This is a genomic window from Castellaniella caeni NBRC 101664, assembly GCF_001592225.1.
GTDB lineage: Bacteria > Pseudomonadota > Gammaproteobacteria > Burkholderiales > Burkholderiaceae_B > Castellaniella > Castellaniella caeni.
Map to the genome: position 1 here is coordinate 1 of NZ_BCWN01000008.1, position 13,376 is coordinate 13,376.

The following is a 13,376-nucleotide window of genomic DNA, read 5'->3' on the forward strand; positions in this document are numbered from 1 at the left end:
TCGGGTTCGGGTTCGGGTTCGGGTTCGGGTTCGGGTTCGGGTTCGGGTTCGGGTTCGGGTTCGGGTTCGGGTTCGGGTTCGGGTTCGGGCACCGATGGTAGCCGGGTGCGCCGGGATGGCCGGGGCCGACTGACGGAGATCGAGGGCCTGCGCATCCGTCGGCACCCGGATGGCGGCATCGGACAGCTGGGCCAGGCGCGCGGCGGCTGGCCGGGGCTGCGGCTGGACTACGACCGCGCGGGGCGGCTGCGCACGCGCGGCAGCCAATTGACGGGCACGACTCTGGCGCGCCACGACCACGCGGGCAGGCCGCAGGCGCTGGACTACGCCAACGGCGACCGGCTGAGCATCCGCTACGACGCGCCGGGCCGACCTGTCGGGCTGCTGCATCAACGTCAGGGCCAGCCGGACGTGCCCATCACCCTGCAATGGCGGGGCCGCCAGGTCAGCCGCCTGACGCACCCGGCGCAGACCGAGTACCTGTTGCATGACGCCACGGGCCGCCTGCAATCCCACACGGTGCACCGGCCACACCCCGATGGCACCCTGCGCTACACGGAATCGTTCAGCTACGACGCGCACGATCGGCTGACGCGGCACCAGCTGCCCGAAGGCGGCTCGCTGCACTACCGCTGGTCGCCCGTGGGCCGTCTCACGGGTATCGTCTGGGAGACCGCAGCCGGGGCTCGCCAGACGGTCATCGACACGGTGCCCGGCCAGGCCGGCTACCGCTACGGCAACGGCTTGCACCTGCAAAGCGGCGCCGATGCGCTGGGACGCGCCGACCGGCTGGCGCTCTCCGCCGGGCAGCGCATCCTGTGGGGAGAACGGCGCCAGTACGACAGCCGACACCGCGCCACCCACCAGACGCTGCTCGACCCCGAAGGCGGAGTCCTGCTGCGGCGCATGGCCTACGATGCCCGGGATCGCCTGATCGGCGTACAGGAGACCCCAGCGCCGACCTTCGCCGCCACACAAGCGACCTGGCTGGCCTGGCACGACGACGGCAGCCTGATCGCCAGGCGCTCCGAACGTGCTGATGCGAAGCCAGTCAGCACCCAGGCCCCGGATGCCGGGCGATCCGGCGCGCAGCGGCCCGATGTCGGCCTGGCCCCGACGGACGCGGCGGAGGCCGGACTGCCCGCCATTCTCCGGGACACGGGCGGCCTGCCTGTCCGGGTGGGCGAGCGCACGCTGCGCTACAACGCCCAGCGGCGCCTGGCCGAGATACAAGAACAGGGACGGACGATCAGCCGCTACACCTACGACGCACGCGGCCAGCAAATCCGCCAATGGCATGCGGGACAGGAAATCGAGCGCTACTACCTGGACAATCGCCTGGTGGCGCGCTGGATCAGGCCGCCCGCAGCCTCACAGTCCGCGACATCACAGTCCGTGCCATCACAGTCCACGACCTTGCCGTCCGTGCCCTCGCTCTCGCAACAGCGTCCGACGCATCCACAGCCCTCGCATTCGCACTCGCACTCGCACTCGCGCCCAGGCTTCGGCGTCAGCCAGCGTTACATCTACGCGCAGGAGGTGCCGGTGGGCCTGCTGGAAACCGACACCCAGGGCCGCACGCAGCTGTACTTCATCCACGCCGACCTGCAAGGCGTCCCCGTACTGATGACCGACCAGGCCCAGCAGGTGCGCTGGCACGCCCTCCACGACATCCTGGGCCGCGCCACGGAGATCACCCTCACCTCCCCGCAGCCGCAGCCGACAATGCAGCCGACGACGACGCAGCCGCCGCCAGAGACACGGCCACGGGGGCCGCTGTCGCTGCCGCTGCGCTGGCCGGGTCAGGACGAAGACCCGACGACCGGCTGGCACGACAACGTTTTTCGTACTTATCTGCCCGCGCGCGGCCAGTACCTGGAACCCGATCCCCTGGGGCCCGTCCCCGGCCAGCAGGCGCTGGGCTATGCGCGCCAGCAGCCCTTGCGCCACATCGACCCGCTGGGTCTGATCCTGCTGGCCTTCGACGGCACCCGCTATGGCCGCGCCAACCAGAGCAACGTCTGGAAGCTGGCTCAGCGCTACGACGATGGCCCCAGCTTCTATCACGCCGGGCCGGGCAATAACCTGTATCTCGACTGGGACGCGGTGACGGCGGCCAGCAGCGGCCAGATCGTGCGCAACCAGTGGCAGTCGCTGCTCAATGCCCTGCAACGGGCGCAGGGTTCGGCCACGCCGGTGCCCATCGACATCCTGGGGTACTCGCGCGGCGCGGCCCTGGCGCGCGACTTCGCCAATCGCATCGCGCGCCAGACGCGCAATGGCTGGTTCTCGTACGACGACCCTCTGCGCGGCACCATCGGCCTGTGCGTCGATCTGCGTTTTCTGGGGCTGTTCGACACCGTGGCGCAATTCGGCCTGCTGGGCGCCGCCAACGCGGGCTACGACCTGTCGATTTCGGGCGCCTGGAGCTGGGTGGCGCACGCCGTCGCGCTGCACGAGTTTCGCAGCCTGTTTCCCCTGGTGTCGGCCACGCAAGGGGCGGGCGGCAACACGATCGAAGCCCCCTTCATCGGCGCCCACGCCGACATCGGCGGCGGCCTGCTGCTCGACGAGCACGGCCAACCCACGCCCGCTGGCGACCTGTCGGACGTGGCGCTGAACTGGATGCGCTGGCAGGCGCTGGCGGCCCTGGTTCCTATGCAGGCACTGGCACCAGAAGACCTGCAGGTGAGCCGTCCCTGGCTGCACGACGAGCGCATCCCGGCCCAGCGCCTGCTGGGCGGCGACCGCGAACTGCAAGACGCCGACACGCGGGCCCTGGGGCCCCAGGGCCAGGACGCCGCGCTGGGCGCTGCCCAGCGGGCGCTGTTCGAGACCTTCATCCAGCGCACCAGCGCCTGGCAAATACAGGCGGGCACGGTGGTGGGCGCGGTGAACATGACGGGCTACGACGCCTGGCTGGCGGCACAGCTGGGCATGCCCGGCCTTGCATCAACCCCACGATCGCCGTGAAATCGGGCTATCATTTCGGGATGTCTCATACCGGCCCGCCGATTCTTCCGCAGGGGGCCGTCACCCATCATTCAGTCATGCTACCAGAGCAACACACCCAGCTCATTACCCTTTTGCGCTCCGTCCTGGACACCCTGCTGCCGGGCAACACCCTGGACATCACGCTCGAACGCCCCAAAGTGGCCGCGCACGGCGACGTGGCCTGCAACATCGCCATGCAGGCCGCCCGCAGCGCCCGGCGCAACCCGCGCGAGCTGGCCCAGGCCATCGTCGAGGGCGTGCTGGCGCACCCGGATGCCGCCGCGCTCATCGCCAGCGCCGAAGTGGCCGGCCCCGGCTTCATCAATTTCCGCCTCTCGGCGGCGGCCCACCAGGCCGTGCTCGAGACCATCGCACGCCAGGGCGAACACTACGGCCACCGGCCCGCCAACGACGAACGCATTCTGGTCGAGTTCGTCTCGGCCAACCCCACGGGGCCGCTGCACGTGGGCCACGCCCGCCAGGCGGCGCTGGGCGACTCCATCTGCCGCCTGTTCGCCACGCAGGGCGCGCAGGTCACGCGCGAGTTCTACTACAACGACGCGGGCAACCAGATCAACAACCTGGCCATCAGCGTGCAGGCGCGCGCCCGGGGCATCGAACCCGACAGCGCCGATTTTCCCGCCGACGGCTACAAGGGCGACTACATCGTCGATATCGCCCGCGACTATCTGGCGCGCGCCACGGTGCAGGCCAGCGACGGCGAACCCATCCAGGCCAGCGGCGAGATCGACGATCTCGATGCCATCCGCCGCTTTGCCGTGGCCTACCTGCGCCGCGAGCAAGACCTCGACCTGCAAGCCTTCAACCTGCGCTTCGACAACTACTATCTCGAAAGCTCGCTCTACACCAGCGGGCGGGTCGAGCGCACGGTGCAGGCGCTCATCGATGCCGGGCACACCTATGAGCAGGACGGCGCCCTGTGGCTGCGCACCACCGAACTCGGCACGGGCGACGACAAAGACCGCGTGATGCGCAAGTCCGAAGGCGGCTACACCTACTTCGTGCCCGACGTGGCCTACCACGTCGCCAAGTGGGAACGCGGCTTTCATCACGCCATCAACATCCAGGGCACCGACCACCACGGCACGATCGCCCGGGTGCGCGCCGGCCTGCAAGGGCTGGGGCTGGGCATCCCCGCCGACTACCCGGCCTACGTGCTGCACAAGATGGTGCGCGTGATGCGCGACGGCGCCGAGGTCAAGATTTCCAAGCGCGCGGGCAGCTACGTCACGCTGCGCGACCTCATCGACTGGGTGGGGCGCGACGCGGTGCGCTTTTTCCTGGCCCAGCGCCGCGCCGATTCCGAATTCACCTTCGACATCGACCTCGCCCTGTCGCACAGCGAGGAAAACCCGGTGTACTACATCCAGTACGCCCACGCGCGCATCCACTCGCTGCTGCGCCAGCACGAAGGCACCGCCGCCACGCAGGCCGCCGACCCGGCGCTGCTCACGGCACCCAGCGAAATCACCCTGATGCAGCGCCTGGCCGAATACCCCAACGTGCTCACGCAGGCGGCCCGCGAACTCGCGCCGCACCAGCTGGCCTTCTGGCTGCGCGACTGCGCCGCCGACTTCCACGCCTGGTACAACGCCGAGCGCATCCTGGTGGACGACGCCGCGCTGATGGCGGCCCGCCTGCGCCTGGCCCGGGCCACGGCCCAGGTCATCGCCAACGGCCTGGGGCTGCTGGGCGTGCGCGCACCCGAGAAAATGTAAGACATGGCCACACGCAAGAAAAAGTCGTCCGGGGGCACCTGGTTTGGTCTGGCACTGGGCATGGTGCTGGGGGTGGCGGCCGCCGTGGCCGTGGCGCTTTTCGTCACCAAGGCGCCCATGCCCTTCAAGGACAAAGCCACCCGCACGCCGCCCGCCACCCTGCTGCCCGACCTGAAAAACGCACCCGACCCCAATATCGCGCTCTACGGCAAGGACGGCCCAGCGGGCACGCGCAACTTTGCGCAAGGGGGCAGCGCCAGCAATCCGCCCGCCCCGGCGCCCGAACCGGGGGCGGCCCCGGGCTCCGACTCGATCGGCCAGCTGATTGCCGGCTTGCAGCCCCCCGCGCCCCCGCCGCCGCTGGCGCCACTAAGCAAGGCGCCCAGCGTGGCTGCGCCCACGCCGACCAAGCCCGCGACGGCGGCTGGCAACACCAGGCCAACGACAGCCACGCCGACACCCGGCAGCAAGGCGGCGGCCAGCGCCAAGGCTACGTATTACCTGCAGACGGGGGCCTTCCGTTCCAAGGCCGAGGCGCAGACGATGCTCGCGCGCGTGGTGCTGCTGGGCCTGCCGGTGCGCATCGAAGCGGGTGAATCCAATGGCGGCCCGATCAACCGGGTGCGCGTGGGCCCCTTCAAGGGGCTGGATGAAATGAACCGCGCCCGTACGAAACTGGGCGACGAAAAGATCGACTCATCCATCGTGCGGCCCTGAAGCGATAGCGCAGGCCAGGCCCAATCTGGTTATAGTGTTTCGTGCACTTTTTGGAGCTTGATCATGATTGCTTTGATTTCCCGTTTCGCCTCGGGCCTGCTGCTGGGCCTGGCCGCGCTGGCCATGGCGCCCGCCCAGGCGGCTTCGTACACGACGCTCGACCCGGCGCAGCCCTCGGACACACCGGGCAAGGTCGAAGTGCTTGAATTCTTCTCTTACTCCTGCCCGCACTGCGCCAAGATCGAGCCGCTGGTCGAGAAATGGCTGAAGACGATTCCGTCCACGGTGGTGTTCAAGGGCGTGCCGGTGGCGTTCAACGCCAGCATGCGTGACCAGCAGAAGCTGTACTACACGCTTGAAGCGCTGGGCCGCCTCGACCTGCATGGGGCGGTGTTCAAGGCCATCCACGAAGAAGGCAAAGACCTGTTCAAGGCGGACGCCATCGCCGACTGGGTGGCGACGCAGGGGGTAGACCGCAAGGCCTTCATGGACGCATTCAATTCGTTTGGCGTGCAGACGAAGGTGGCGCGTGCCGACGAACTGACGCAAGCCTACAAGATCGACGGCACGCCGTCGTTTGCGGTCGGCGGCAAGTTCGTGACCTCACCGGCGCAGACGGGCACCTACCAAGGCGCCATCGACGAAACCGACACGCTGGTGAAGCAAATCTTGTCACAAGGGATCGCGCAGTAAGCGCCTGGGCCTGCGCCCAGGCCCACGCACTCAGGCGGCAAACGCCTGCCGCAGGTCGGCGATCAGATCCGCCGGGTCTTCCAGCCCGATATGCAGGCGCAACACCGTGCCGGTTTTCATGCGCTCGTCGGCCACCCGCGCCCAGTAGCTGTGCGACGCCAGGGCGGATGGCTCGACCTGCGTGACCAGGCTTTCGTAGCCGCCCCACGAATAACCAATACCGAACAGGCGCAGGCTGTCGATCACCTGGCGCACCTGCGGCTCGGTGAAATCCACCGCCACCGACAGCAGGCCGTTGGAGCCCGTGGCATCGCGCTGCCACAGCGCGTGGCCGTGATCGCCCGGCCAGGCGGGGAAAAACAGGTGCGACACCTGCGGCTGGCGCGCCAGCCACTGACACACCACCATCGCGTGCTCGGCGCAGGTGCGCATGCGCAGGCCCAGGGTGCGGGCGCCGCGAATGGCCAACCAGGCGTCGTCGGCGCTGACCGTGCTGCCCAGCGCGTAGTGGGTTTCGTGCAGCTTGTGCACCAGGGCGGCGTCTTGGGTGATGGCCGCGCCCAGCATCAGGTCGGAGTGACCACCGATGTACTTGGTGCCCGCCACCACGGAAATGTCGGCCCCCAGCGCCAGGGGCTGGTAGATGTAGCCCGAGCCCCAGGTGTTGTCGACGATGACCGTCAGGTTGTGCTGATGCGCCCACTGCGACAGCGCGGGCAGATCGAGCATTTCGAGCAGCAGTGAACCCGGGGATTCGAGATACAGCACGCGGGTTTCGGGGCGCAGGGCGGCTTGCAGGCGGTCGAGCGAAGGCGCCACGAAATCCATGCTGATGCCCATGCGCGAGAGGATCGTCTGGTGCAGATAGCGCACCGGGCCGTAGACGCAATCGACCACCAGCGCGTGTTCGCCCTGGCTCAGGCAGGCCATGAGGGCCATGCTGATGGCGGCCATGCCCGACGGCGCGAGAAACGCGCGCTGGCCGCCTTCGAGCTGACACAGCAGGTCTTCGAGCGCCGCGTGGGTCTGCAGGCCCACCCGGCCATAGGTGGGCGCGCGCTCGCCGCGCTGCTTGGCGGCCTGCGTGCGATCGAGCACATCCATCGAGGCGAAGCGCACCGTGCTGGTGCGCATCGAAGGCAGGGCCACCGGCCCGGCGCCGGTAATGGGATCGAGCGGCGCCTGGCCGATGTGCTGCAGCCGGGTGTCGATGCGGTCGGTGGCGTGTTCGGAAGAAGAAGAGGTCATGGCGATTGTGGTTCAGGATTGCTGGAAGCGGTACACCCCGTCGGCATCCACCGAACGGGTCAGGGCCCCCTGGAAGTATAGGGCGTGCAAATGGGCGATGGCTTCGCCCATGGCAAAGCCCAGCTGGTGCATGTCGAGCTTGCGATGAAACAGCACGGGCAGCAGGTCGAAGGCGCTGCGCGGCTGCACACAGGCGGCTTGAACCTCGGCCAGGCGTTGGGCGTGATGCGCCTGCTGCTGGGCAATGCGCTGGTGCAGCCCCTTGAAGGGTCGGCCATGCGACGGCAGCACCAGAGCGTCCTCGGGGAGCACGTCGTAGGCGGTGAGCGAATCGAGATACAGCGGCAGCGGATTGGCCTCGGGTTCGAGGTCGAACACGCTGACGTTGGTGGAAATGCGCGGCAGCACCATATCGCCGGAAATCAGCACGTCGAGCGTGGGACACCACAGCGAGACGTGCTCGGGCGCGTGGCCATAGCCCACGATGACGTGCCAGGCGCGGCCGCCGATCTGCACTTCCTGGCGATCCAGCAGGCGATGGAAGCGCGGCGGCACGTCGGGCACCAGGCGGGCGTAGTAGTCGTGGCGCTTGCTGATGAGCGCCTGAGCTTCGGGATCGACCAGGCCATGGCGGGCAAAATGGCGCGCCGCCGCGGCGCCCGCCGGGCCGCTGCCCTCGACGGCGGTATCGGCCACCGAGGCCCCGGCCCACAGCCGCGCCAGGGCAAAGTCGGCCATGGACATCCACAGCGGCGCCTGCCAGCGGGCGCACAGCCAGTGCGCCAGGCCGACGTGATCAGGGTGCATGTGGGTAACGATGACGCGCAGCACGGGCAGCCCGTCGAGCGCCTGCTCGAAGGCGGTTTCCCAGCACGCGCGCACCTCGGCGCGGTCGATGCCGCAATCGACGACTGTCCAGCCGTCGCGGCCGTCGATGTGGTCGCGCAGCAGCCATAGATTGATGTGATCGAGGGCAAAGGGCAGCGGCATGCGCAGCCAGCGCACGCCGTCGGCCAGCACTTGTGCCTGGCCCGGTTCGGGCAGCGTCGTGCCCCAGGGGTAGTCCAGTTCTTGTTCTTGCGGATTCATGCCACGTCTCCTTTATTCGTATTCCATATTATGTCAGAGTCTCATCTTTACGTTGACGTAAACTGCATGCATAATGAACGCTCACTTTGACTGCGAGGCGCACGCCACATGAGCCAAGCCACCTGGACGATCTCCGAACTGGCCCGAGAGTTCGACGTCACCCCGCGCACCATCCGTTTCTACGAAGACCAGGGCATCGTCAGCCCGACGCGCCAGGGGCGCAACCGCGTCTATGCCAGCCGCGACCGCACCCGCCTGAAGCTCGCCTTGCGCGGGCGGCGCCTGGGCCTGCAGCTGGCCGAAATCGTCACGCTCATCAACCTGTACGACCGCAGCCACGCCAGCACCACGGCCCAGCTGCAGCACTACGCCCAGGTGCTCGACGCCCACCGCCAGAAGCTTGAACAACAGCGCCTCGACATCGACGAAACCCTGAAAGAACTGCGCCGCCAGCAGGCCGATTGCGCGGCGCTGCTGCGCACGCGCCAGGACGCAGCGGCCAACGGGCCGCACGCGGCCACCGCCGCCCAGACACCCCCGACACAAGACCCGGCAACGGCCCAAACGGCCAGCCGCCGCGGCGCGTCCCGCGCCGCGAATCTCGAACTCACCCACCGATAACGCCGACGCCCGACAGGAGACACACCATGGATCTACCCGGCCTGAACTTTGAACTAGGCTCCGACCTCGACATGCTGCGCGACGCCGTGCGCGACTTCGCGCAGGCCGAGATCGCGCCGCGCGCCGCCGCCGCCGACCGCGACGACCAGTTCCCCATGGATCTCTGGCGCAAATTCGGCGAACTGGGCCTGCTGGGCGTGACGGTGGGCGAAGCCTACGGGGGTGCCAACCTGGGCTATCTGGCGCACATGATCGCCATGGAAGAAATCTCGCGCGCCAGCGCCTCGATCGCGCTGTCCTACGGCGCGCACTCCAACCTGTGCGTCAACCAGATCCACCGCAACGGCACCGAGGCGCAAAAGCGCAAATACCTGCCCGGGCTGATTTCCGGCGAACAGATCGGCGCCCTGGCCATGAGCGAACCCGGCGCGGGTTCGGACGTCGTCAGCATGCGCCTGCGCGCCGAGAAGCGCGGCGACCACTACGTGCTCAACGGCACCAAGATGTGGATCACCAACGGCCCGGACGCCGACACCCTGGTGGTCTACGCCAAGACCGATCCCGACGCCCGCCAGCGCGGCATCACGGCCTTCATCGTCGAAAAGGGCTTCGCCGGCTTCTCAGTGGCGCAAAAGCTCGACAAGCTGGGCATGCGCGGCTCGCACACGGGCGAACTGGTGTTCCAGGACTGCGCCGTGCCCGCCGAGAACATCCTGGGCGAGCTCAATGGCGGGGTCAAGGTGCTCATGAGCGGGCTCGACTACGAGCGCGCCGTGCTGGCCGCCGGCCCCCTGGGCATCATGCAGGCCGTCATGGATGTGGTCGTGCCCTACGTGCACGAGCGCAAGCAGTTCGGCCAGGCCATCGGCGAATTCCAGCTCATCCAGGGCAAGCTGGCCGACCTCTACACCACCCTGCAGGCCTGCCGCGCCTTCTGCTACACCGTGGGCAAGAACCTCGACCGCCTGGGCACGCAGCACGTGCGCCAGGTGCGCAAGGATTGCGCGGGCGTCATCCTGTACTGCGCCGAGAAAGCCACCTGGATGGCGGGCGAGGGCATCCAGATCCTGGGGGGCAACGGCTACATCAACGACAACCCCACCGGGCGCCTGTGGCGCGACGCCAAGCTCTATGAAATCGGCGCGGGCACCAGCGAAATCCGGCGCATGCTGATCGGCCGCGAGCTGTTCAACGAAACGGCCTGACGCCATGCGCAACGAAGGCGATCTGCAACGCATCGAACCAGTGGCGCCCCGGGGGCAGCCCCCCGAGGCCGTGGCGCGCATGATTCTCGCGGGCTTCAACCGCCACTATTCGCTCTTTCGCTACAGCGCACAGCGCGCCAAGGCGCTGTTCGAATCAGGCGACTGGCACGGCATCCAGCAGCTCTCGCGCGAGCGCATCGAATACTACGACACCCGGGTACGCGAATGCGCCATCATGCTGGGCCAGGCGCTGCGCGGCTCGACCCCCGGGCAGACGGCCGCCGACACGGCGCTGACGCCCGAGCAGCTCGAATTCTGGCAGGCGGCCAAGACCTGCTACATCGCCCTGCTGGCCAGCCATCTGCAGCCCGAGTGCGCCGAGACCTTCTTCAACTCGGTGTCCTGCCGCATCCTGCACCGCAATTATTTCAACAACGATTTCCTCTTCGTGCGCCCGGCCATCGCCACCGACTACATCGATGGCTCGCTCACCACCTACCGGTCGTACTACCCGCTCACCGAGGGGCTGCTGCCCTGCCTGGTGCGCCTGGTGGCCGACTTCGGCCTGGCCGCGCCATACCACGACTTGCCCGACGATGCCCGCCGCCTGGCGCACAAGGGCCTGCGCCACCTGCGCAACGTGCTGCCGCGCGGCCTGGGCAAGCGCCTGGCGGCCGACTGCCAGATCCAGGTGCTCAACACCCTGTTCTTTCGCAACAAGGGGGCGTACATCGTCGGGCGCCTGATCAACCAGACGGCCATCCACCCCTTTGCCATCGCGCTGCTGCACACGCCCTCGGGCCACATCCAGCTCGACGCGCTGCTGCACACCAGCGACGACCTGAGCACGCTGTTCAGCTTCACCCGGGCCTATTTTCTGGTGGACATGGAAGCACCGGCGGCCTACGTCGATTTCCTGTCGTCGCTGTTTCCGCGCAAGCCCAAGGCCGAGATCTACACCACGCTGGGGTTGCAAAAGCAGGGCAAGACGCTGTTCTACCGCGATTTCCTGCACCACCTGGGGCATTCGCGCGACGCCTTCGACCACGCGCCCGGCATCCAGGGCATGGTGATGACGGTCTTCACACTGCCTTCCTACCCCTACGTCTTCAAGCTCATCCGCGACCGCATCGCCAAAGACGGCATGGACGCCCCCACGGTGCGGCAGAAATACCAGCTGGTGAAAAAGCACGACCGGGTCGGGCGCATGGCCGACACCTGGGAATACTCGCTGGTGGCGCTGCCGCGCCAGCGTTTCTCGCCCCAGCTGCTCGACAGCCTGCGCCGCGAAGTCCCCAGCCTGATCGAAGAAACCGACGATCTCATCGTCTTCAAGCACGTCTACATCGAACGGCGCATGACGCCGCTCAACATCTTCCTGGCGAGCGCCTCGGATTCCGCGCTGGAAGCCGCCGTACGGCAATACGGCCAGGCCATCCGCGAACTGGCCGCCGCCAACATCTTCCCGGGCGACATGCTGTACAAGAATTTCGGCGTCACCCGCCTGGGGCGCGTGGTGTTCTATGACTACGACGAAATACAGCGCATGACGGAAATGCAATTTCGCCGCATCCCTCCGGCCCCCAACGAAGAGGCAGAAATGTCCGGAGAGCCTTGGTATCCCGTGGGCCCCAACGATGTCTTCCCGGAAGAATTCGCGCATTTCCTGCTGGGCGACGCACGCGTGCGGGCCGCCTTCCTGAAGCATCATGCCCCGCTTTTACAGGCACAATGGTGGCAGGACTGCCGCACCCGGGCTTCCCAGGGGCGGATCGAGGACATCTTCCCCTACGACCCCTCGCGGCGCCTGCATTTCCAAGCGGCGGCATCCAGCCCGGACGCCGTCAAGCACCCCCTTTAACACCAGGAGTTCACCATGTCCGATTCCATCGTCATCGTCTCCGCCGTCCGCACCCCCATGGGGGGGATGATGGGCAGCCTCTCCGGTCTGTCGGCCCACGAGCTGGGGTCGATCGCCATCCGCGCCGCCGTCGAGCGCGCGGGCATCCCGGGCGAGGCCGTATCCGAAGTCATCATGGGCAACGTGCTGCAGGCGGGCCAGGGCCAGGCCCCGGCGCGCCAGGCGGCCATCGGCGCCGGCCTGCCCAAGAGCGTGCCCGCCAGCACGCTGCACAAGGTCTGCGGCTCGGGCCTGAAGGCCGTCATGCTGGCCCACGACCTCATCAAGGCCGAATCCGCCGACGTGGTGGTGGCCGGCGGCCAGGAAAGCATGAGCAACGCCCCCTACCTGCTGCTGCGCGGCCGCCAGGGCTACCGCTACGGGCATTCCACCGTCTACGACCACATGGCGCTCGACGGCCTGGAAGACGCCTACCAGCGCGGCACCGCCATGGGCGTGTTCGCCGAAGACTGCGCCTCCAAGTATCACTTCAGCCGCGAAGAACAAGACGCCTTCTCGCTCGAATCACTGCGCCGCGCGCGCAAGGCCACCGAAGACGGCAGCTTCAAGTGGGAAATCGCGCCGGTCACGGTCAAGGGCCGCAAGGGCGATACCGTCATCGACACCGACGAAGGCCCCACCAAGGCCATGCCCGAAAAAATCCCCACCCTCAAGCCCGCCTTCAAGAAAGACGGCACCATCACCGCCGCCAACGCCTCGTCCATTTCCGACGGCGCCTCGGCCCTGGTGGTGATGCGCGAGTCCAAGGCCAAAGCGCTGGGCGTCAAGCCGCTGGCGCGCATCGTCGCCCACACGCAGCACGCGCAAGAACCCGAATGGTTCACCACCGCCCCGGTGGGCGCCATCCAGAAAATCTTCGCCAAGACCGGCTGGACGGCCAAGGACGTCGATCTCTACGAAATCAATGAAGCCTTCGCCGTGGTCACCATGGCGGCTGAAAAAGAACTCGGCATCCCGCACGAGCGCGTCAACATCCACGGCGGCGCCACCGCCCTGGGCCACCCCATCGGCGCATCGGGCGCCCGCCTGCTCACCACGCTGCTCGGCGCCCTGCGCCAGACCGGCGGCAAGCGCGGCATCGCCTCGCTGTGCATCGGCGGCGGCGAAGCCGTGGCGCTGGCCGTCGAGATGCTGTAAGCAAGCCCCCGA

The 13,376-nt window shown here is 67.9% G+C and carries 9 protein-coding genes and 1 pseudogene; 8 read left to right on the plus strand and 2 right to left on the minus strand.

Features of this window, described 5'->3' with window-relative positions; translation table 11 throughout:
• From CCA01S_RS06730 to CCA01S_RS06745, 4 genes are all read left to right on the plus strand, one after another.
• Positions 1-2,973: phospholipase effector Tle1 domain-containing protein (locus CCA01S_RS06730; RefSeq protein ID WP_198149917.1), on the plus strand; the 2,973-nt coding region annotated here is incomplete at its 5' end.
• Between the two features lie 77 nt (positions 2,974-3,050).
• Entirely contained in the window at positions 3,051-4,733 is a 1,683-nt protein-coding gene (gene argS, locus CCA01S_RS06735) for an arginine--tRNA ligase (protein ID WP_066455941.1), read from the plus strand.
• Positions 4,734-4,736: 3 nt separating this feature from the next.
• On the plus strand, positions 4,737-5,450 hold the full coding sequence (locus CCA01S_RS06740) for an SPOR domain-containing protein (RefSeq protein WP_066455944.1): 714 nt from the start codon (positions 4,737-4,739) through the stop codon (positions 5,448-5,450).
• 63 nt (positions 5,451-5,513) lie between these two features.
• Positions 5,514-6,143: a thiol:disulfide interchange protein DsbA/DsbL gene (locus CCA01S_RS06745; protein WP_066455947.1), complete on the plus strand. Its 630-nt coding sequence runs from the start codon at positions 5,514-5,516 to the stop codon at positions 6,141-6,143.
• A gap of 30 nt (positions 6,144-6,173) precedes the next feature.
• Here the strand turns inward: CCA01S_RS06745 and CCA01S_RS06750 are convergent, their stop codons facing one another.
• Positions 6,174-7,391 carry a trans-sulfuration enzyme family protein gene (locus tag CCA01S_RS06750; RefSeq protein ID WP_066455950.1) on the minus strand — a complete coding sequence of 406 codons (1,218 nt, stop codon included), beginning with the start codon at positions 7,389-7,391 and terminating at the stop codon, positions 6,174-6,176.
• A gap of 12 nt (positions 7,392-7,403) precedes the next feature.
• Entirely contained in the window at positions 7,404-8,480 is a 1,077-nt protein-coding gene (locus tag CCA01S_RS06755) for an MBL fold metallo-hydrolase (protein ID WP_066455952.1), read from the minus strand.
• Positions 8,481-8,588: 108 nt separating this feature from the next.
• On the opposite strand from CCA01S_RS06755, the pseudogene CCA01S_RS06760 reads away from it, so the two are divergent.
• From CCA01S_RS06760 to CCA01S_RS06775, 4 genes and pseudogenes are all read left to right on the plus strand, one after another.
• Positions 8,589-8,957, plus strand: a pseudogene (locus CCA01S_RS06760) (MerR family transcriptional regulator); the annotation flags it as partial.
• A 170-nt stretch (positions 8,958-9,127) separates the two neighbouring features.
• A complete protein-coding gene (locus CCA01S_RS06765; RefSeq protein ID WP_066455954.1) occupies positions 9,128-10,306 on the plus strand; it encodes an isovaleryl-CoA dehydrogenase in 1,179 nt (392 codons plus the stop codon).
• 4 nt (positions 10,307-10,310) lie between these two features.
• The gene (aceK, locus tag CCA01S_RS06770) at positions 10,311-12,167 is read left to right on the plus strand and encodes a bifunctional isocitrate dehydrogenase kinase/phosphatase (RefSeq protein ID WP_066455960.1); all 1,857 of its coding nucleotides are present in this window, start codon (positions 10,311-10,313) and stop codon (positions 12,165-12,167) included.
• A 15-nt stretch (positions 12,168-12,182) separates the two neighbouring features.
• On the plus strand, positions 12,183-13,364 hold the full coding sequence (locus CCA01S_RS06775) for an acetyl-CoA C-acyltransferase (protein WP_066455963.1): 1,182 nt from the start codon (positions 12,183-12,185) through the stop codon (positions 13,362-13,364).
• Positions 13,365-13,376 lie beyond the last annotated feature (12 nt).